This is a genomic window from Rhodobacteraceae bacterium Araon29, from assembly GCA_039640505.1.
Lineage (GTDB): Bacteria > Pseudomonadota > Alphaproteobacteria > Rhodobacterales > Rhodobacteraceae > CABZJG01.
Window position 1 is genome coordinate 1,668,243 of record CP046865.1, and the last position, 21,475, is coordinate 1,689,717.

19 protein-coding genes and 2 pseudogenes are annotated in these 21,475 nt (G+C 48.1%); all 21 read right to left on the bottom strand.

The window, feature by feature from the left end; translation table 11 throughout:
- Positions 1–2: 2 nt before the first annotated feature.
- On the bottom strand, positions 3–1,706 hold the full coding sequence (locus tag GN278_07865; GenBank protein ID XAT60729.1) for a molybdopterin-dependent oxidoreductase: 1,704 nt from the start codon (positions 1,704–1,706) through the stop codon (positions 3–5).
- A complete protein-coding gene (locus GN278_07870; protein XAT60730.1) occupies positions 1,703–2,176 on the bottom strand; it encodes a 2Fe-2S iron-sulfur cluster binding domain-containing protein in 474 nt (157 codons plus the stop codon). The genes GN278_07865 and GN278_07870 overlap by 4 nt, the downstream gene beginning before the upstream one ends.
- Positions 2,177–2,184: 8 nt before the next feature.
- On the bottom strand, positions 2,185–3,042 hold the full coding sequence (locus GN278_07875; GenBank protein XAT60731.1) for a xanthine dehydrogenase family protein subunit M: 858 nt from the start codon (positions 3,040–3,042) through the stop codon (positions 2,185–2,187).
- Positions 2,981–3,427: an SRPBCC family protein gene (locus tag GN278_07880; protein XAT60732.1), complete on the bottom strand. Its 447-nt coding sequence runs from the start codon at positions 3,425–3,427 to the stop codon at positions 2,981–2,983. Before GN278_07880 ends, GN278_07875 begins: the two co-directional genes overlap by 62 nt.
- 3 nt (positions 3,428–3,430) lie before the next feature.
- The gene (locus tag GN278_07885; protein XAT60733.1) at positions 3,431–3,868 is read right to left on the bottom strand and encodes an SRPBCC family protein; all 438 of its coding nucleotides are present in this window, start codon (positions 3,866–3,868) and stop codon (positions 3,431–3,433) included.
- Positions 3,868–6,027: a hypothetical protein gene (locus tag GN278_07890; protein ID XAT60734.1), complete on the bottom strand. Its 2,160-nt coding sequence runs from the start codon at positions 6,025–6,027 to the stop codon at positions 3,868–3,870. Before GN278_07890 ends, GN278_07885 begins: the two co-directional genes overlap by 1 nt.
- Positions 6,024–6,872: a phosphoenolpyruvate hydrolase family protein gene (locus tag GN278_07895; protein ID XAT60735.1), complete on the bottom strand. Its 849-nt coding sequence runs from the start codon at positions 6,870–6,872 to the stop codon at positions 6,024–6,026. The genes GN278_07890 and GN278_07895 overlap by 4 nt, the downstream gene beginning before the upstream one ends.
- The gene (locus GN278_07900) at positions 6,859–9,021 is read right to left on the bottom strand and encodes an ATP-binding cassette domain-containing protein (protein ID XAT60736.1); all 2,163 of its coding nucleotides are present in this window, start codon (positions 9,019–9,021) and stop codon (positions 6,859–6,861) included. The genes GN278_07895 and GN278_07900 overlap by 14 nt, the downstream gene beginning before the upstream one ends.
- Positions 9,014–9,793 carry an ATP-binding cassette domain-containing protein gene (locus GN278_07905; protein ID XAT60737.1) on the bottom strand — a complete coding sequence of 260 codons (780 nt, stop codon included), beginning with the start codon at positions 9,791–9,793 and terminating at the stop codon, positions 9,014–9,016. The genes GN278_07900 and GN278_07905 overlap by 8 nt, the downstream gene beginning before the upstream one ends.
- A complete protein-coding gene (locus GN278_07910; protein ID XAT60738.1) occupies positions 9,786–10,856 on the bottom strand; it encodes a branched-chain amino acid ABC transporter permease in 1,071 nt (356 codons plus the stop codon). Before GN278_07910 ends, GN278_07905 begins: the two co-directional genes overlap by 8 nt.
- A gap of 3 nt (positions 10,857–10,859) precedes the next feature.
- Positions 10,860–11,885 carry a branched-chain amino acid ABC transporter permease gene (locus tag GN278_07915; GenBank protein XAT60739.1) on the bottom strand — a complete coding sequence of 342 codons (1,026 nt, stop codon included), beginning with the start codon at positions 11,883–11,885 and terminating at the stop codon, positions 10,860–10,862.
- Positions 11,886–12,155: 270 nt separating this feature from the next.
- Positions 12,156–12,980 carry a helix-turn-helix domain-containing protein gene (locus tag GN278_07920; protein ID XAT60740.1) on the bottom strand — a complete coding sequence of 275 codons (825 nt, stop codon included), beginning with the start codon at positions 12,978–12,980 and terminating at the stop codon, positions 12,156–12,158.
- Between the two features lie 151 nt (positions 12,981–13,131).
- Positions 13,132–14,376 (bottom strand): ABC transporter substrate-binding protein, encoded by a 1,245-nt coding sequence (locus tag GN278_07925; GenBank protein ID XAT62596.1) that lies wholly within the window; start codon positions 14,374–14,376, stop codon positions 13,132–13,134.
- Positions 14,377–15,098: 722 nt separating this feature from the next.
- Positions 15,099–16,600, bottom strand: a pseudogene (locus tag GN278_07930) (IS66 family transposase).
- A 68-nt stretch (positions 16,601–16,668) separates the two neighbouring features.
- On the bottom strand, positions 16,669–16,896 hold the full coding sequence (gene tnpB, locus GN278_07935) for an IS66 family insertion sequence element accessory protein TnpB (GenBank protein XAT62597.1): 228 nt from the start codon (positions 16,894–16,896) through the stop codon (positions 16,669–16,671).
- A gap of 97 nt (positions 16,897–16,993) precedes the next feature.
- Positions 16,994–17,146 (bottom strand): annotated as a pseudogene (locus GN278_07940) (transposase).
- Positions 17,112–17,291, bottom strand: coding sequence for a hypothetical protein (locus tag GN278_07945; GenBank protein XAT60741.1), 180 nt, complete (start codon positions 17,289–17,291; stop codon positions 17,112–17,114). Before GN278_07945 ends, GN278_07940 begins: the two are co-directional and overlap by 35 nt.
- Before the next feature lie 60 nt (positions 17,292–17,351).
- Complete coding sequence (locus GN278_07950) at positions 17,352–17,540, bottom strand: GNAT family N-acetyltransferase (protein XAT62598.1); 189 nt, start codon at positions 17,538–17,540, stop codon at positions 17,352–17,354.
- A 297-nt stretch (positions 17,541–17,837) separates the two neighbouring features.
- Positions 17,838–18,608, bottom strand: coding sequence for an SDR family NAD(P)-dependent oxidoreductase (locus tag GN278_07955; GenBank protein XAT60742.1), 771 nt, complete (start codon positions 18,606–18,608; stop codon positions 17,838–17,840).
- 13 nt (positions 18,609–18,621) lie between these two features.
- Positions 18,622–19,395 carry a glucose 1-dehydrogenase gene (locus GN278_07960; protein XAT60743.1) on the bottom strand — a complete coding sequence of 258 codons (774 nt, stop codon included), beginning with the start codon at positions 19,393–19,395 and terminating at the stop codon, positions 18,622–18,624.
- A gap of 93 nt (positions 19,396–19,488) precedes the next feature.
- A complete protein-coding gene (locus GN278_07965; protein ID XAT60744.1) occupies positions 19,489–21,222 on the bottom strand; it encodes an AMP-binding protein in 1,734 nt (577 codons plus the stop codon).
- Between the last annotated feature and the right edge of the window lie 253 nt (positions 21,223–21,475).

Consider the following 21,475-nt stretch of genomic DNA (forward strand, 5'->3'; position numbering starts at 1 on the left):
TTCTATCGCCTCCTAATTGATGCGCTATATCGCGAGTAACGCAATTTAGAGCCTGGCGGAGGTGCCTCTGATGCTGGAGCCTGCGTTTGCGATGCTGTCTGGGTGTTCTGAAAAGCGGTGTCGTTGGGCTCTAATAACGCGCTTGCACCTAAACGATCCGCCGGCTTGGATCCCACCGAAACACTCGAAGCTTGCGCAGTACCTCGTGTTGCTATTTTGGTTTGCTCTGCAACTTCTTTTGCCAAGCCATGCGCCGTGTTTGTTTTTGCTACTGTGGAATGTCCGGCTGGCAAAACTGCAGTCTCTGTCACCGTTTTAGGAATTTCCACATGCGTGCTGCCTGTTTTTGAGGACATGTTTCGATAGTGCATTTCTAGTGGATAGTCTGCTTTCTCAGCGGCGACCTGAATACATTCGACAAGCGCTGTATTCGAAGCGGGCCGCCGGGTCGCCTTCATATCGCCATCGCGATAGGCGTTTATAAGGCGGAATTCCAATGGCCCCAAGCCAACGGCGCGGGCGCCTTTATCCATCTGACGCTCGATTGCAAAATCAACGCCTAAAACGCCAAAACCTCGCATGGCGGTAGATGGAGTTCTATTTGTAAATACGCAATATATATCAGATTTTATCGCTGGTATTGTATAAGGGCCTGGCAGATGGCCTGTACATTTAACCACCCCGTATGATGTTAGGCGCGTATAGGCACCTGCATCAAACCAGCCTTTAAACTCTCGGGCAAGGAGCCTGCCATCTTCGGCCAATGCATCGCGTATTTCCCAAAGCTCGGCTGATCTAGGTGCAGAAACTTGCATTTCTTCTGCTCGGTTTAGAACATATCGCACAGGCTGTCGGGTCATCATCGCGCCAAGTATCGCCAGAGGTTCGCATATGCTGTCGACTTTGCCTCCAAATGCGCCCCCAACAGTGCCTCCGATGAAATGCAGCTTGTTTAGATCCACATTCAGGATTTTGGCGCATGTTCCTACGGAAAAAAACAGCCCTTGGGTTGGCGTGTAGCAAACAAAGCGGTCATTCGTTTCTGGCGCCGCAATGGCACCATTTGGTTCAATGGGTGCTTGTTCAATAGGGCGTAATTGATAACGTCCTTCTATAATATGGGCTGCGCGTGCAAATCCGGATGTTGTGTCGCCATAGCGGAGTTTTTGGAAGCTATTGCCTTCATTGAAGAGAAAATGATTGTCCGGATAGGCTTCGTTTACTTTTGGTGCGCTAGACTTTAGAGCCTCTTCCACATCAAAAACTGCTGGCAATTCTTCATAATGCACCTCAACTTTTGCCACCGCATCGAGCGCTTGCTGTTCGGAAATCGCAATGACCGCTGCAACTGGTTCACCAAGATAGGCGACCTTTTTTTCAGCTAAGGTAGGTTCATCATCCCGACCGAACTCTAACAAACTTAAAAGCGTGTTAAGGTTTACTGGAACGTCCTTTGCTAAAATGATCCGTTTTACGCCAGGCATTTTTTCTGCGTGAGAAATATCGATTGAGATAATGCGTGCGTGATGATGTGGAGAGCGGACGCATTTGAGATGAAGCAGATTTTCAAACTTATGATCATCAAAAAATGGCGAGGTACCCGTAACATGGCCCAATATATCCTGCCGCAAGATCGGCTTTCCAACGACATTGAGATCATCATTTCTTTCATCCGCAAAAATATCTTTTCGAAAATCTAAGCTCATGACAAAACCTCGCTTTGGGCAACCGCCATTATTGCGTCTATAATCGGCTCATAGCCTGTACAGCGGCAAATATTGCCTGAAATGGCATCGATAACATCGTCTCGTGTCGGTGTAGGATTGGTTTCTAGAAGAGTACGCGCGGCCAAGATCATTCCGGGCGTACAATAGCCGCATTGGGCGGCAAAATAGTCCATGAAAGCCTTTTGTAATGGGTCAAGCTCTGGAGTGGATATTGCTGCTACCGTCTCTATATTTGTTCCATATATTGTCTCGGCAAGTGTTAAGCAGGCCAATCTCAATTCTCCGTCTATTCTTACGCTGCAGGCGCCGCATCCGCCTTGCCCGCATCCGTATTTTGGGGTTTGATCCCCAAGTTTTAATCGCAACAAGGACAATAAATTTTCGCCGCTATCGGCAAAAACTGAAATGGGCCGCCCGTTATGGGTAAAATGAAGAGGCGTCGGTTTCATAGTTTCCCTCATAGCAAATCGGTTAATATGCGGCGCAGATGAAGCTGCGCCATTTCCATCCGATACCAGCCGCTGGCAAGAGCATCAGAAAAAGGTTCTGTTCCATTTTTCAAACTGACGCAGGCTGCATCGATGCTGGCCGCTGTAAGGCCGCCTGTTAGCGCGCGCTCTACGTTTAGTGCGCGAAAGGGGCGCCCGCCCAGTCCACCAAAAGCTATACGAGCCATTGAATGGCGTCCTGCAGAATACTGGAATGAACTTGCAAGCGTGATAAGTGATGCCCCGCGAGGGTGGCTACGGGTCATTTTATGATAAAAAAACTTTTTATTCGTTGTGGTGGGAATCTCTAGGGCAAATACCAACTTGCGTGGACCAGAACGTTTCAAAAATTCCTCGAGAGCTTGTTGGTCTTGTCTATTGCCATTCATGAAAACCACGTGAGCCTCAAGAGCCAGCAAGGCCGTTGTCAGATCTCCATAAGGCGGTCGAGAAAATAAATTTCCGCCGATAGTTGCCATATTCCGCAGAGCAGGGGCACCCACAGAGGCTGCGGCGGCGTGTAAGAACTGCAGAGCTGGTTCGGCGAGTAGCTGAGTCATTGTGACCTGCGAGCCAATGCGAAAAGCGGTTCCCAAACGCGTGATTTTGCCTAATTCCAAATCCTGTACACGTATCAAGTGCCGGACATTTTGATCGCCTTCGTGAATCCGCCGCATTAAACCCGTGCCGCCGCCCAAGATGTATGCGTTGCGATCTTGGGCCAGAATTTGCGAGGCTGTGGAAAGATCTTTGGGACGCGATATGTCAATCGACATGAGCGGTAATCTCCTTTTCAATCGCTTGAATGCCGGCGCGCTGAACGCCATTTTGAACCAAGTTTACTAGTTCTTCAGCTCGGTCTTTCGGCGTTTGAAATCGCGCGCTCCAATGAACGAAACAATGGTTTTGAAGAGTCACCGGAATAAGGCGCAATTCTGCAACGTAATTATAAAGCGGGATCGGGGTTTCGATTAGGCAGTACCGAAGCGTTGTTTCCGCATCAGAAAGCGCCAATAATTTTTCGCGGAGTTTCTCTCCGCTACTTAATCTCCAATTTCTTACACAGCCGATTTGATCCTCAGGGATTCCATTTTCAATTTGGCTTTTTGCAATGGCAGGATGCCATTGGTCGTGGCCGTTGAACCGGCGCACCATATTCCAAACCGCATCTACAGGCGCCGGAATTATATGAGATGTCATTACGCTGGGCATGTTTCAACTCTGAAGTCGGCGCGCAAGCGCTTTAAGGGCTGTTTCAAAAACACCAACCGAAATCGTTTCTATAAGATCTTTTGCGTCTTCTGCCGCACAATCAAATTCAGCAGACCATTCTACGAAGGTTTCTTCAGTTTCGGTGACTGGCGTCAGGCGGAGCGTTGCGAAATAATTCTCTAAAGCCATCGGAGTCACAAGCATCTTATATGAGACCGACATATCGTAATCGGATAAAGCGACCAATTGCTCTGTGATGCGGTCACCGTTTTGCAAAGAGAATTCGCGAATACAGCCTACCTGATCGGAGCGCATATCTTCTTGTATGCGGCTTTCAGAAACCATGGGTACCCAATCTGGCAAGGCGTTGAAATCTCTAATGCGTTCCCAGACTTTCTCGACTGGAGCAGGAATTACCGAAGAAACAAAGATACGTGGCATTACTTTTTATCCTCGCTTTTTTTGGTTTCGACAGATTTTGAGATGCTATCCAGATCGCGTGCCTCGCGGATAAGACCGCCCATTTTTGACAGACTGCCCCCCTCGATGCCTATTTCCGATAGCAGTTGGTCAATCATTGGCGCCTGAACCCGGTAGCGCAGGGCGCTGTTAATCACTTCGTCAGTCATATTTTTGCCAGAGCCTGCGCCACCGTCATTCATGCCTGATAATTGCATTATTTTGATTTCACCAATCTTTTCCATTGGTTTGACGGATGCAGAAATAATACCCTCAACATGTTCCAGCATTTTTGTGCGGAACAGCGCTTTGCGTGCTTCATCGGTCAGCATGTTTTCAGCTTCATAAATTAGTTTTTGCGCTTCGGCTCTAACCTTTGCGGCCACCTCATCGCCGGCTGCGCGTAATTTAACGGCTTCGGCGTCTTTTTCGGCCAATGTTAATTCTATGGCGCGCCGCCGGTTAGCTTCTTCTGTTGCGCGCGCGCTTAAGACTTCTTCCTCAGCTAAGGCCAGACGGGCGCGCACGGATTCAACCTCAATGCGCGCTTCTGCCTGTTCTATAGATTTGGCGGCGATCGCAATGTCCTTTTCAAGACGAGCTTCCTCGAGGGCTTTCTCGCGACTAATTTCTTGTTCACTGCGATCACGTTCATGATTGATACGTGCTTCATCAAGTCCGCGTTCGGATAGAATTCTGGCCCTCTCAATATCCTCACGAGTGCCAATTTCAGCCTCTCGTAGTGCTGCTTGGCGTTCTACCTGCAACCTCTCTAGGGTTTTATCGCGCGCTATTTCTGCAGATCGTAGTGTTTCGGACTGCGCGATTTGCAGAATTTCAGTTTCGTTCTCCTTTTCAATCTTTTGTTTTTCAACTTGGAGAGATTTTGCAATTTCGATGGTATTGATTAAAGCCTCGGAGGTGACTCTTTCCTGAGTGATTGCTTGCTCGCGAGCGATTCTGGCGGACTCAACGGCTTTTTCGGCCGCGATTGCTTCCTCCTGCTCCACGCGCTCACGGGTGATTTCGCGCTTACGGATTTCTTCTTCGCTGGCAATCTGCTCATTGCGGATCTTGGCATCATTGCTGATGCGCGCAAGCGTTAAGGCTTCTTCTTGAGAGATACGGTCCATTTCAATTTTTTTATTTACGTCTATTTCGGTAGCTTCTATTTCGCTTTGCCGGGCCAGTTCGTGGCGCCTTATTTCCAGTTCTGAAGCGATACGTGCTTTATTCACGGCTTTTTCTTGATTAATGCGGAGCGTTTCGGTCGCCTCAAGGGCCGCCAATTTAGCAGCTTCTGCTTCTGCCGATCTTTCGCTTTGCTCCCTAGCAACAATCATACGTTGCTCTGCCCTCAGGCGCTCAACTTCGCGTTCTTGCAACAGGCGGCTGCTTTCACTTTCAACCGAAATTTCGTTTGCACGCTTTTCCGCTTCCAGATTGCGGCTGCGAATGGCGACGCTGGCGGATTGTTCTATATCGTTTCGGGTTTGCCTTCTGTCTTCAATGTCAGAAATCAGCTTGGTCAGGCCTTCCGCATCAAACCTGTTTGATGGGTTGAAATATTCTAGACCCGTTTGGTCAAATTCTGTGATCGCTACAGATTCTAATTCTAGACCGTTTTCTGCCAAAGCATCCAATGCTACGGCTTTGACTCGAGCAACATAATCCGACCTGTGTTCGTGGATCTCTTCCATCGACATTTCCGCAGCAACTTCGCGCAACGAGGAAATGAAACGGCCTGACAGCAAATCCAGCAAACTCTCCTGGCGCATGGTTCGGGAACCCAACGTGGTGGCAGCGCTTGAAACGGCAGTTTTGGTTTTGGCAACACGTACATAAAAATTTGCTTCGACATCCACGCGCATGCGGTCTTTTGTTATCAGAGCCTGTTCACTGGTTCGGCTGATTGAAAGCTGCAGCGTGCTCATGTTAACCGGAGTGATATTATGGACCATCGGCCACACCAAGGTACCGCCATCAATTACAACCTTTTCGCCGAATAATCCCGTACGAACAAAAGATGTTTCCTTTGTTGAGCGGCGATAAAGAATGCGTAAAATCCAAAACAGCACGGCGATCACGATTACAAGTAAAATTAGCCAAGAGATTAGGGTTCCGATAAGGGGCGCGCTCATGGGTTCACCTTTTGAGTTGTTGTTCGAATGTCTTTGAATTCTCGCGCTGTGCGAGCAATGGCGATTTCTGTGGGCAAACGTTCCATTGAACTTGCGCCCAGAAAACCATGGCAAATTTTCGCCATTTGAATCACAAATTCTGCATCTGCAGCCATTGCAACGGGGCCACCATGACAGAGAATGAAAATATCAGGGTTTATGTCTTGCGCTGCTTGGGCACATTTATCCAGAATTCCAGTGCAATCTTCCAAATCTAAAGTGGTTTGCGCGCCGATTGAGCCACCAAGGGTTAGGCCGAAATGCACGACAATTAAATCTGCCCCTGCAATTGCCATGAGGCGTGCTTCTTCCGGGGTAAAGATGTAGCAGACTGTAAGTAATCCTTTGCCATTTGCTTTGGCAATCATGTCGACTTCATTGCTAAAAGACATGCCGGATTCTTCAAGGTTTTTGCGAAACATTCCGTCGTAGAGCCCGACGGTGGGAAAATTTTGTACCCCGGCACATCCACGTTCTTTCACTTTGTCCAAAATCCTGTCCATTGAGGTGGTGGGATCCGTTCCACAAATGCCGGCAATGACGGGCGTTCCATTGGAAACTGCAGTGATTTCGTTGATCAACTCAAGCATCACCTCATTGGCATTGCCATAGGGCATAAGACCAGCTAAAGAACCAAGGCCGGCCATCCGAAATCGGCCAGAATTATACACAACAAGAAAGTCAACGCCTCCGACAACCTGTGCTTTGGCAGAAATGCCTACCCCTGCACCGCCGCCGATGATCACTTCCCCGCGCTCACGCAAGCTTCCAAAGCGCGCCAATAAATTTGCCCTACTTTCTGTCATAGCGAAGTTCTCTCTCTTCCAGTTTTCCTTCAATCTGCCTAAATGCGCGCAGAGCTACACGGGTAAATTCCGGGGAATTGATGTGGTGGGGAACGCGGAGGATAAGGCGATGCGAAGATTGCTCAACACCGGTTTCAATGGCTTTAAAGAGAGCTTCATTGGCCTCTTTATTCTCAAAAGGTCCCCCAACTCTATCAAGATGTGATACTCCACCTTCGGGCAGCAGAAACACAAATGGACCAAGCATTTTATTCAGCTTCTTAGAAATAAAAGCGCCAATTTTTTGGCATTCTTCAACGTTCGTGCGCATTAAAGTGACATGTGAGTTATGCGTAAGAAGCGTTCTTTCTTTAGCCCAGTTTGGAAGCGTGTCGCGGGCGCCGAAATTTACAGTGTCCAACGCACCGGCAGCGCCCAAATATGGCACATTTATGCGGGAAAAGACGTCTAGTCGCTCGGCGCCTGCGCTTAATACACCTCCTGCGATTTCATCAGCGATTTCAGTTGTTGTAATATCGCAAACCACTGAGACTTGCCCCTCTGCAACAAGAGCTTCCATCGATTGGCCACCCCAACCCGTGGCGTGAAACGTGATGCATTCATAACTTTCTGCTAATTGTTTGGAGAGATTGGTGACGCATGTTGTGGTAATTCCAAACATGGATAAAGCAACACTTGGCAGTTCCACTTGAATTTGCCCAGATTTCTGGCGGGCTTTAACCATACCAGACAGGCTGTTTGCGGCATTAGCAAGAATTTGACCGGTGATATGGTTTAAGCCGGATATGTCCGCGACTGACGGAATTACGATCAGGTCAGAGCCGCGGATATATGGTGAGATATCTCCTGAGGCCATAGTCGTGACTAGTATTTTTGGAATGCCGAGAGGCAACGCCCGCAGACCAGGAGCTGCAACGGCTGACCCGCTTGATCCTCCCAAAGCAATTATACCCCTAATATCGGGGCGTTTTGATACATATGCCTCAAAAGCGTCAGCCATTTGCCCAACGCGGTCTCCGAGGGGGCGGCTCGTATTCGTGTCAATAGTAGCGATTTCATGAGAAGGGATATCCGCGCCTGTCACCGAACTGCGCAACGATAAATCTGCCAGTCGCGCGGTCAAACCATTGCGGCGTAAAATGTCTCTAACATAGCGTAATTCCGCAGCTTTGGTGTCCAGTGTGCCCGCCACCAAGACGATACCTGCGCTTGCTCCTACGGGGCTCTGGCGAATAAGCGCCGAGGCTTGTGGCAGCGTTAGGGTTGAGGTTGTTGTCACGGCCCGCGCCTTTCGACGGATCCTTGCTTCGCTTAATTCGGCAGACCAGCGCCGCAAATTCTTGGGATTCACAGAATAGATCATCGTTGGCTTTTGCCGGGATTTTCGAACTGTGGTTTGAGGTAGATTGGCATCTGCCATTTCCTCACTATGGCGTCCAACACCCAGTAAGGCCTGCTGCAATCCCTTATCTGCAGCCAATCGGGTCGAGTCGATCAAGCGATTGATACGACCATTCAGCATTATCGCAACCTGCTCAGAAACCGCACAGGCGATGCGAATATTTTGTTCAATAACCAGAACATCCATTTCTCGTTGCGCAGCGAGCGTAACGAGCAGGTCGGCAACTTGATCAACGATGACTGGGGCTAAACCTTCAGTCGGTTCGTCCATGATCAGTAACCTTGGATTCTGCAGCAATGCGCGCGCAATCGCGAGCATTTGTTGTTCGCCTCCGGATAATTGAGCGCCTCCGTTATTTTTGCGCTCAGCCAATCGTGGAAATACTTCATAGATTCGTTCAACCGACCAGGGTTGTCCGGGCTTTTCGAGCATTTTTAAGTGCTCGTCTACAGTGAGCGATTTCCAAAGCCGGCGGCCTTGGGGAACATATCCGACACCTGAACGAGAGATTGAGCCTGGATCGGCTTTGGATATCGGCTTGCCATAGAGCGCCGTGGAACCGGACGCTATAGGAATTAATCCTATGATCGCTTTGCATAAAGTTGTTTTCCCCATACCGTTACGACCAACGACGGACATCACTCCTGATGGCAGGGCGAGGTCAACCCCCTGCAAGGCGTGGCTGGCCCCGTAAAAAACATTAAGGCCTCTGATATCTAGAGCGGGATTTTGTGGAGTTTCATTCATGGCCGCTTCCTAAGTAAAGCGCCTGAACCTCTGGATCATTTTCAATTTGCCTTGGCTGACCTTCTTTGAAAATGCGACCATTATGCATCATGGTAACGCGGTTAGAGACCGAAAGTGCAACATCCATATCATGCTCAATTATGATGTAGCCAACATGTTGCGGCATACGGGTGAGAATTTGTATGAGGTCCCAGCGCTCTTTTGGAGATAATCCCGCAGCAGGCTCATCGAAAAGAATGAGGCGTGGCGCGCCTGCCAGCGCTAATGCTATTTCAAGTTGACGTTGCTGACCATAGGACAGGTCTGATACTAATGAAGAGTGGACATCTTGCAGATTTACAATTTCTATCAATTCATCCGCAGCGATTGAAACGGGGTCACTAGGGTTTACACCGAACAAAGAAAAACGCCCGCTCGAAACGCCTCGGCATGCAAGATAAATATTCTCCAGAACGGTAAGCCCATTAAAGAGCAAGGAAATTTGATAGGTTCGTCTTAAACCGCGTCGGATGCGTTCATGGGGCTGAAAAAACGTAATATCTTCCCCAAAAAATTTTACAGAGCCGGAGTCGGGAGGAAAGTCACCCGTGATGCAATTGAATAGAGTTGTTTTTCCTGCTCCATTTGAGCCCAATACGGCCCGGCGCTCTCCGGGCCGTACTTTCAATGAAATATCGTTTAAAGCGACAAGTGCCCCAAAGCTCTTGGATAATCCGGTTAATTCCAATGCGAATTCGGTACCTACATCGCGTAGAGGTGCTGCTTCAGCCATTATGCTCCTCCAATTTGACGGGTTGCCACAATCGCTTAATATACCGGTCCCAAATACCGCACATGCCATCTGGTGAAAAATAAACGATCACTAAAAATGTAAGGCCAATAACAAGTTTGAAACGCTCTCCATCCAGACCGATTGCATTTAGAAAATCCAAAGAATAAGTGCGCAGCACAACGTAAAGAAGCGCGCCAACAAATGGGCCAATTGGTCGGTTTATGCCGCCTATTACTGTGATCACCAAAATATCGATTATTGGCCCGACAGATCCTGTGTTTGGGCTGATCTGTCCGTTTGACCAAACCAAAAGGATCCCGGCTATACCCGAAATTACGCCTGCGATTGCATAGGCCGCCAAACGATGGGCATTTACACTAAAGCCCATCGCGGCCATGCGCCGAGGATTGTCTCTTACCCCTTGCAGGGCCAGGCCGAATGGCGTGCGCGCTAAATGCACTGTGAACCAATAACTTACGGATGCTATGCCCAGCGTGAGGTAATAAAACGGTGTTGGTTCTTTCCAGTTTACTCCAAAGAGCACAGGTGTTTGAACGCCGTTAAATCCAGTGAATCCATTGAAAACGGTATAGTTTTGTCGAGTAAAGTAAAAAAACGCCGAGCCAATGGCCAAAGTGATCATTATTGTATAGATGCCCTCAGTCCGGATCGCCAGCGCGCCTGAAATGATACAAACTAATACTGATGCAAAAATCGCGATTATTACCGCGATAGGCCAAGGCCATGCAAAGCTGATCTCGGTTACGGCGCTTGCTCCAAATATAGCAATCGCATAGCCGGCTGCCGCCGCGGCCGTCATTTGTACTAAGCTGACCATCCCGCCATAACCGGCCAGGATCATCAGCGACAGAGAGATCATCCCGAGGATAAAGGCCCAACCAAAAATCTGATATTGCGTGAATTCACTGGTGAAAGTCGGAACCAGTAAAAGAAAAACTGCGATCACCCATATATGGGCCGGAATACGCGTGGGATCGAGCCAATGCGCCCTGGTTTGGGGCGGCTCGTCCGCAGATTTTTTTGTACTGAGCGCATAAGCCATCTTCTAATCCCGCCCCAGCAAACCTTGTGGCCGAAACGCGAGAACAACGACCATAATAACAAAAGTCAAAACAACGGAATAAGTGGGGGCGTAGACTGATCCAAATTGTTCTGCACAGCCGATTATTAAAGCACCGAGTGCAGCACCTGGAATTGAGCCCATGCCGCCCACAATCACCACCACCAAAGAGGATAACAGAAATCTGGTGTCTTCCCCGGGTGCAATAGATTGAAAAGTGCCACCCACAACGCCGGCAATACCGGCAAGACCTGCTCCAAAAGCAAAAACTCCGACAAAAATTAGTTGAATGCGTACACCGGAGGCGGCAAGCATTTCTCGGTCATCTACCCCCGCACGGATCAACATGCCGAGTTTAGATTTATTTAGAACATACCACATTCCCAAGCCGATGAAGACTGCGCACATCAATATGAACAGACGAACAGAGGGGTACTTAATATATATCGGCTCGCCAGTGCGCTTGCTAATTGAGGATTGAATAAATGTTTCAACTGGTCCGCTGAGCCAGTCTGGGGCATAAATTTGGTAAAATTCGCCCCCCCATTTCCAGAGCATAAGATCTGCCAAAACAATTGAAATTCCGATGGTGATCAAGGTTTGCTGAAGGTCTTGACCGTCAAGGTGGCGGAAAACAAAAACCTGAAGAATAATGCCAAGAATTGCCATAGCGACAAACGCGATGGGAAATGCCAACACCCAAGACCCGGTTACGCGACTGACTTCAAACCCGATATAGGCACCTGCCAAATACAATGATCCATGCGCCAGATTCACATTCCGCATCAGGCCGAAAATTAAGGTGAATCCAGACGCCACCAGAAAATAGAGGGCGCCTAAAGTGATGCCGTTCAGCAATGCATTCACAAAAACTTTCTTTCGGCCGAGGAGACCAACGAGCCACTCGGGCCAAATTGCTAAGATCAACCAAAGGACGCATAGCGCAGCGATCGCCCAAACCGCGCTATTGAACCAACGCTGCGAAACCAAGCTTTGATGATTTCCGGTCATACTATTCTCCTCCGTCAGGAAGAGTGAACTGAAAGAACGCCTCGAGTCTTTACCTCAGTGTCTGATCTAGCGTTCTAAAATCTCATATTTTTTACTTAAACCTCTAAGTAAAATTGCCGGTATTTTTGGTGCGATCAATATTGCGCCCGTCAGCACCTTCAAAGGATCTTATAAAATAAAAATGCTCGTTCCATCTAAAACCGCGGTAAATGACTCATGCAATCGAGTTAATATTAAGCTTTAGTTAGTTTTTTAGTGGCAACAAAAGAATTACGAGGCTGTAAATTGCCGATATTCACCAGGTGCCAGACCGACATGGGAAATGAAGAATCTTGAGAAACTGGCCTGACTGGAAAATCCAAGATTTTCAGAGATTACCCCTATAGTTTGGCTAGGGTTAACGATTTGCCTTAGCGATTCTTCGACCCGTAGAGTGTTCAGATAGATATTTGGTGATAACCCAGTATTATCTTTAAACAATTTGAAAAAATGGGCTCTAGACAAGCCAGACTCTGAGGCAATTTCTTCGATAACCATAGTATTTCCGACTTTATTCTTCATCGCTTCAATGGAGCGTCTGACGCGGTAGTCGGATATGCGCCTAGGCTGGGCTGCCAAAGCTTCATTATAATCGGAGCGTCTTGCACTTTCATTAAAACTTTCACGGGTCAGTTCGTAGACATATCCTTCTATTAAGTCTGAAGTGTCGCCCATCATTAAAAGGTTTGCCAATCGATTGACGTAACCTTTTATTTTCTGTGTTCGGTAAAATAGATGCGTTCCAAAGCGCATACCCGGTCTAAACTCGGTTTCGCGCTTGACAAACCAAATTGGCGATACGTACAAAACCAGAAAAGTGCTGGGGTCTGTTAAGCTGCCAGGTTTAAAAGAGTGTTCATGCCATGGAGAGCATCCAACAACGGTTTCTTGCGTAAGTGGGCCGGCTTGACCTTCAACGGGCATGGCGCTTTCAGGGCCCTCTAACAAAAATGTCAGGTGCGCTTCCCTGTGCGCGTGCGACACCATTGGTTCGCAAAACCTATAAATCGCAATACGGCCAAATACCCCGTGATGTACGGCTAAAGCGCGTTCCATTTTGATTATCCCATAAGTTTACCAGAGCGAGACTAACGCAAAAGTTGATTTTTTCCTAATTTTTTGGTTTCTAAAAAAAAACGCCGGGGCTATATCCGGCGTTTTGATCTTTGTTATATTGAAATTAGAGACTCTGCCTGCGGCTTGGATTTTATTTTCCTTGCCAGGCCTGACAGTCTACAACATCGCGGCTCGGTGTACCCAATGTTGCAAACTGTTCCGGTGTGAGACCTAAAGTTTGTCCAATATTATCGATCTTATTTATGAGCTTAGTTGCCAAGCTGCCGTCGCTTAATTCAACTACTTCCGTTACAAAGTTTGACCCGATAGCCTGCCGGTTTTCATCCAGATAAATTCGTCCATTTGGTGCATCAAGCACGAGTTCTGAAAGCGCCTTGCGAAACCCTGCTTGTCCATCACTGAGATCTCCGTTTACGGCTTCAATTGCCATAAGTGTGGCTTTTGCCGAGTTATAATAACCCGTTGCCAACAGCGAAGGTAATGGAAAACGTTGGTCCACTGGCCACGTATTTTGATAAGTGGCAACGAAGTTTTTCCATCCTTCATCTTCCCAAGTATCTGCTTGGGGACCCGAAGCGGGTGTGCCGATCAGAACTTGTTTCGCGCGCCCTTTAGAGCTGAGCACTGAACCGTCAACCATGATCGTACCACCGATCAAGTTTGCATTGCCTCCGGCTTGCAAATATTGGTTCAAGAAATTCACAGCATCAGCGCCTCCAAGCCCCAGATAAAGTGCATCCACATCTTCGGGTAAAGCGGCAATAATGGATGAAAAGTCTTTGGTCCCGAGGGGCACCCATTGGCGTTCGGCGATGTCGCCACCGGCGCGACAGAATTCTAGAGCAAAGCCCATGAAATTCGTGTAGCCAAATGAATAATCTTCGGCGATTGCCGCAACAACTTCCCAGCCTTTTTCATTGTAAACATAATTTCCTAGGCCGATTGTCCATTGAGCACCATCCATATTGAAGCGGTAGAATGTTTCAGACGGATCTACCATTGTGGTTTCCTGCGCACCAGATATTCCGTTTATGAAAGTGACATGAGGAACCGTTTTTGAATAGTCGCGCAACGCAATCCCTTCTGAACCAGAAAGCGGCCCAACGATGACGTCAACTTCATCTTGTTCGACAAGTTTACGTGCGGCGCGCAATGCGCTTTCAGGACTTGCATCTGTTGCCCCTATTATAATTTCGATTGGCCGGCCTGCTACCTCATTGCCAAACTCATTCAGTGCCATTTGAAACCCACGCTGGCTATCTTCACCAAGCACAGTATACGGACCCTCTAATGTTGCCATAAAGCCGATTTTCAAGGCATGGCCATCAGCAAAGGTCATCGTTGCTGCATTGGCAGACAATAATATTGCTCCCATTAGGTTTTTCATTATATCCTCCTATGATAAACACATGCATAATTGTTTTGACAAAGAGGCAGGAAAACCATACTCGAGGCACTCACAATTTACCTCAAAGTCCGGTTTTTTGAAAAATGGGCACTGTCAGAATAGACCGCCTTTCTAACAATAGGCCTGGCAATTAGCTATGCGGCTATGCCTAATCAAGTTTCATTCCGTTATTTCAAAACCAGTCCCGAAACCATCCAGCTTGCAGTAATATGTTTGTAAGATTTCCACTTTCACTGAGAAATATAGAAGACCTACTCCACGAAAGAGGGGTCGATTTGAGCTATGAGTCTGTTCGGTACTGTTGGCACAGGTTTGGCCCTAAGTTAGCAAGCGAGATTTAAAAACTCTTTTTTGCAGCCAAGGACCGCTTTGGGAACCGCTTTTGGGACCACTCAGTCACTTTTTGCCGGAGAGTGTCAGGATTAGATCGCCGGATTACTTGAAACTTGCCAGACTAGGCGAGACAATCACAGCCGGCCTCACCAAGTCCTGAACATGAAACCGCCTGTTCCAGAAGTTCCATTGAAAAGTTGTACATAATTTTGGGGTTGGACAAACAATTGACAGGTAAAGGTTCGGATAGGTTTCTAGTGGGGTGAAAGCTAAGCCCTGAGGGGATATAAAGCAAGGTCGTGCTCGTGTGGGATATAAGGGAATAAATATTTAGTAAAATTAGCGTAAGCTTTCATTCATGCGTTATAGTTCCACGGGAGCAGTTCATCAATTCTGTTGATCTTGTGGTCGGCAATGCGGGTGAGAACGGCTGTGAGCCACGCAAGGGGATCGACATTGTTGAGCTTGGCGGTTTCAATTAGGGGGTAGATGATGGTGGCGGACTTGCCGCAGCGTTCTGAGCCTACAAATATGTAGTTCTTGCGGCCAATGGCGATGCCGCGCATGCCCCTTTCTGCAGTGTTGTTATCAAGCTCGCGGAAGCCGTGGTTCAAATAGCTGCGCAGCCGCTTCATGCGAGTCAATTCAAAGCGAATGGCATTGGCCAGAAGCATTTTGCCTGACAGCTTGGGCAACTCACTTTGCAGCCAGTTTTTCAGATCACCGAGAATGGGTTTTGCTTTGGTGCGCCGTAACTGGATGCGCCGATCTGGCGGCGACCCGCGTACTTCCTTCTCAACGGCATAAAGCTGAGCGATGCGCTGTATAGCCTGTTCGACCACATGCGATCCTTGGGATTTGAACACATAAACGAACTTGCGTCTGATATGGGCCATACAAGCAACTTCTTTGATCTGGCCTGAACGGTACAGCTCTTCAAATCCTGCGTAGCCATCCGTATGCATCCAGCTTTGGTAGCGTTTGAGGTGTTCGCTTGGTCGGACACCCTTGCGGTCAGACGTGACCTGATAACACGCGGAAGGTGGCGCATCACTGCCCCAAGGCCGCTCGTCTTGCCCGTAGGCCCAGAAGCGAGCGTTCTTGGTTTTACCTCTGCCTGGGGCCAGCATCTTAACAGATTTGTCATCTGCAAAGATCGCCTGACCTGAGAGCACATAGCGCTTGATGGCCTCGGCCAGTGGTTCCAGCAGGGTCACAGCCTTACCAACCCATCCGGCTAAAGCTGAGCGATCCATGTCCAACACCTCTCGCGCAAAGATTTGAGCCCGACGGTAGAGAGGCAGTTGGTCCATGTATTTGCTAATCAAAACATGCGCCAAAAACCCCGGACCAAGAATGCCCTTCTCGATGGGTCACGATGGCATTGACGCTTGGGCGATGCAGTCACAATCTTTCCAAGCTATGCGGGGGCGGACGATCGGGTTCACAACAAAGCGGTTGGGGACGTATTTCAACTCATCTGTTGTATTACGCCCTAGTTCGCGGAACGCACCAACGCAGTCTGAACAGGCATCACCAGCCGATAGCAGCTGCTCAATACGTGGCAGATGTTCGGGCAGTGGTTTACGCTTGGGTTGGGCCTTTTGGGGTGGATCGGTTTGTTCGTCTACCTCAATTGGCGCGGCGGCAGCCTTGGCTAATTCCTCATCTTCAAGGCGTAGTTGCAGCTGATTGATGCCTTCGGCCTTCGATCCTAAGTGATGCGTGTTCTGGCTCGCAAACTGATGGCGCAGCTTCTCGATCAACAGGTCGCGGCTCTTCAACTCGGCAAATAATTCGACAGTAACGCGCGCAACTCAGCGGGTTCAGAAGGGATGAAATCAGCGGCGTTGCTCATGCGTTCATATACCTGATTTAGCTATCAGAGTGAATCCTAGAAGCGCAAAAGAACCAATAAATACGGGACTATCCAACCTGCACTGGTCGCCATGTCTTGTGTGGCATCTGCCAGTCGATGCCCTCCAATAACATTGATAATTGTGCGGGCGTTAAGTTGACTTTCCCATCCTTGGCCGCGGGCCAAACAAAGCGACTTTTCTCCAATCGTTTACTGAAGAGACACGCGCCCTGGCTATCCCACCATATAATCTTCAGCAGATCGCCGCGTCGCACATAGGGCTGACGGTGCTCGATCTAGAGCAGCCTCATTAACCGACATTCCAGGAAACGTAACCTCAATAGGAAGAAATAGGGCGTCGATAACGTCGACAGGGTCCTCAGCGACAGGCACAAACCTTGGATCACTCATCCACTTGTGGATCAGGCTCGCGTTCATCGCATAACTCCGGGCCACTTGGGCAACCGATGCTACTTCAACCCGCGCTCGGCCACAAATCTCGCCTTTCTCCTCATCCGACCAGAACCGCTTCTTTCCCTTGCTCAGAAAGCTTCTTAGGCATGGTGTCGTCTACCCGACTTCCAGTTATACCAGTTAAGTAAACGAAATTTCCTGTCTTCAAGCCGGGCGAAAACTTCATTTTTTCCGCAATGTTTCGTGATTCCGGCGGAAATAATCCAATTTTTTTCATAAAGGTTTTCCTTAAATAAAACAGAATATGGTCAAGTAACATTATGAAGCTAACATTTTGTTAGAGCAATAACTCCAACGGATCGTGGGTCCCCACGAAACCCTGTCGGCGGTAAAATTCATAATTCCTGTCGCTCGGCCAAACGACTAAAAGCTGAAGACCGCGTTGCCGGCATTTATTGATACAGTGTTTTAACAACTGTGTCCCTAGCCCTTGATTGCGGTGATCTGCCTTTACAAAAAAAAGAATTGGTCAAATATCCCCGATAGGATTGTTTAGAGGCTGGTGACAGCTCCTTGCGCATAAATCGCGTGGTCATTACGCCTATAAGTTGATTTCTGTCTTGAGCAACCCAATTAACTGTATCATTTAAAACTTAACTGGCCTGTAACGCCTTTCGATTTTTTTCTATAAATTCAGTCTTTGATTCCGCAAAAGGCGTTTCGGAAAAATACGTCTTTAGCTCCCATCTCAGGTTGGAAATTTCATCAAAATCATTGGAATTATGTGCTCTAATGATCATAATCTTATGGGTCCTTTTATAAGTTATTCAAATCCTCCGAATCGCCGGTTAAGCTTTCGCATCCCGCCGATCCAGCGGTCATAGTCACTGGCTTTGTTTTTAATATAGTTGCGCACCTGAGGATGGGGAAGGATTAAGAATTGCTCGTCCCGAATGCCCTGCACGCAAGCCTCTGCCACGTCTTCTGGTTTAATCACCCCATCGATACTCGCCACATGTTCTTCAAACCCGTGTATCATTTCGGTGCTGACAGCTTGGGGACATAAAAGTGATACTTTGATGCCTTGATCACCATAGCTCATCGCAATCCATTCGGCCAATCCAACAGCTGCGTGTTTGGTCACGCCGTAAGGGGCAGAGCCGACCTGGTTAAGCAATCCGGCCGCTGAGGATGTATTTAATAAATACCCGCCGCCGCGGGCTACCATGCGAGGTACCAGATAGCGTGCCGCCCAAACATGTGACATCAGATTAACATCCCATATTTTTTGCCATTGATCATCTGGCACCTCAACGCCGCCGGCCATTAAAATACCTGCATTTGAGCAAAAAAGATCAATGGGCCCAATATCATTTTCAGTCTGTTCAATCAGGGCAGCTATGGCGTTTGGATCGCTCACATCAAGTTTTTTCCCAATGCCATTAATGTGCTGAGCCGTCTCATGTGCGCCGTTCTCGTCTAGATCGGCGCAAATCACAGTTTGGGCATTTTCTTGGGCAAACCGGATGGCCATTGCGCGGCCAATGCCACTAGCAGCGCCCGTGATGATGACATTTTTGTCTTTTAATTCCATATCTTTATATCCTTTATGCCCACATGTTTGAGCCGCCACAAACGGTTAGGGCTTGACCTGTCATATACCGGCTCGCATCCGAGGCCAGAAATACAGCAAGCCCTTTTAAATCTTCAGCCTCGCCCAAGCGCCGGAGCGGTATTTCGCGCTCGATCCGAGTTTTGGCTTGTGGGTTTTCCCAAAGCTCACGTGCGAAATCCGTTTTGATTAAGCCCGGGCAAATAGCATTAAACCGAAGTCCCTTTGGGCCGTATTCCGCAGCAAGATTGCGTACAAGCCCAATGAGTGCAAGCTTTGACATACCATAAGTGCCGAGTGTTTCTGAGGGTTTGAAGGCGCCAATAGAGGATGTAAACATCAAAGATCCGTTGCCTTTTTGGATCATATCCTCTGCCACAAGCTGCGTAAGCCAAAGATTCGATTGCACATTTGTGGTCATGGTTTTTTCATAGGCCGCGTCCGATATTTCTGATGTAGGGCCAAAATAGGGGTTAACGCCCGCGTTTCCCACAACAATGTCAATTGGACCAGCGCTTGAACGGGCGCTTTCAACCAAAGCTGCCAGTTCAGTTTTAGATCCTGCATTGGCGGCAACAGCAATTGCCCTTTCGGCTCCGCAGGTTTTATTGATCTGCCCGGCTGCCGCTTCAAGCTGATCTTGTTTGCGGGCTGAAATAATCACGGTTGCCCCATGCTCTGCCAAGCCAGTTGCCATGGCCAATCCCATACCTTTGGACGCACCGGTAAGAAGGGCGACTTTTCCATTAAGATCAAATATTTTGCTCATTTTCCTTATCCATAATGTTTAACCCATTTGGAGTTTCTTTCATTATTCTTGCAAGGTTCACAAAAACAATTTGCAAGCCTGCCTTTTCTGAAGTCAATACTCACTTCCATCGTTTTTCTCGGATTGCAGTTCTAAGTCGTTCAAGCAACGCTGCTGCATGCCCCGGCGATCAATTTTGTCTGTGGCGCCGCGCGGCAATGGCTCTGTCTGCAGCCAAATGTGTCGGGGGATTTTGAAATGCGCGATATGCTGCAACAGAAAATCCTGCAACTCCTTGGTCGTTACGGCGCTTTCTTTTTGGATTTGAACGGCGGCACCAACAATTTCTCCTAAACGATCGTCTGGTAGGGAAAATACGCAGGCCTCCATTACGCAAGGATGTCGGTGCAATGCCCCTTCTACATCCAGACAGGCGATATTTTCACCGCCGCGGATGACGATGTTCTTCTTTCGGTCAACAATTGTAATAATGCCATTTGAGTCTATTTTGCCAAGGTCTCCTGTTTTCAACCAGCCATCGGATAAGACATCATTTGTCGCGTCTGGCTGATTAAGGTAGGCTCGCATATTGCAAACACTTTTTACGGTAATTTCGCCGACCTCTCCGGCTGAAACTTGCTCTCCGTTTTCTCCGAGAAACTTTATTTCTTGTAGGGGAGGGTGCAAACGTCCGGCCGCTCCCGGGTGATCAAGGTATTCATTCCCAATAAGGCCAATACCGACAGCATTTGTTTCTGTCATTCCCCAACCGGTTGCGAGCTGAGCGGATGGAAAGGCTTTATGCAGTTGGGCAACTTGTGCCGCAGGCCTTTTTGCCCCGCCAGAGCCAAGAAAATCAAGTGTATCAAGTGGCTCTGACATCTCGTGAGCAGCGGTCATTAGATCAGCTGATTGTGTTGGAACGCCCAAAAAACGGGTTACTTTTTCATCCCGAATAATGCGCACAGCGGTTTTTGCATCCCATTTGTGCATCAGGCAAATTTTTGCCCCAGCGGCCAAGCTTAATAAAAACATCGGGTGGGTCGCGGTGACATGAAATAACGGTGTCACCACAAGCACTGATGGTTTTATAGGGATGGATTTTTCCGCATTTTTCATAGGATCTATTTTTTGGGTAATCGCAGGCTGCATCAGCCATGTGTAAACCGCGTTGATGGCTCCCCGGTGGGTCAAGACAACCCCCTTTGGATGCCCCGTTGTTCCCGAAGAATACATGATTGAAAAATCATCATCGGGATCGATATTGATTTCTGGCCACTTCGCTGGAGTAGTGCTTTTTAAAAAATCCGAAAAACGGGTTGGCCAAAAAGCCTCTGCATCTCTTACAGCGACCATGTGCAAGTTTAAGTCTTTTACCAGCGGCTCAATGCTATTTATTCGCGGTCCATCGGCAAAGACCAATTTTGCAGAGCTATCTTCAAGGGCATACTTTAGCTCTTTTGTGGTCCACCATGCGTTTAAGAAAACAACCTTTGCGCCCAATGTGCTTATGGCCATGACCAGAATAAGAAACTCTGGATAATTGCGCATTGCTATTGCAATTGAAGTTCCTTTTTTGACTGAAAATTCATTTTGCAAATGCCAGGCAGTTTTTTTTATTTCTGTACAAAAGGCTTCATAACTCCGTCGCTCGTTTTGATAGACCAGATATTCGGCTTTTCCGTCATCATGGCTCGAAAACCCACGCTTGAGCATTTCACAAAGATTTTGAGGCGCGTTTTTAAATACGGGATAGTTGATCCCTCGGATCGAGGCGGTTTCCACAGCAAACATCTCATTCGTGGAAATGAGTTCAGCGACAGTAGTATTGATCTGGGTTAACCGCATGTTTTTTGAACACCGATAGGGCTAGTGCTGATCATGCTCTGATACTGTTTTTTTTGCCCCATCTGGTGTGAACCCTATAAAAAAAACTTCGAACAGCGTATCTCGTTTTTAATTGGCTGCCAATATTACTTGACGGGACGTATTTTTCAAAAACAATGCCCAAAATGCTTAAATAGTCTTGAAGTGCTTGCGATTTTGAGCGGGCAAATGAGGTGCTGCTTCTATTCGGAGATGAAGCCCAAACATTTTTGTG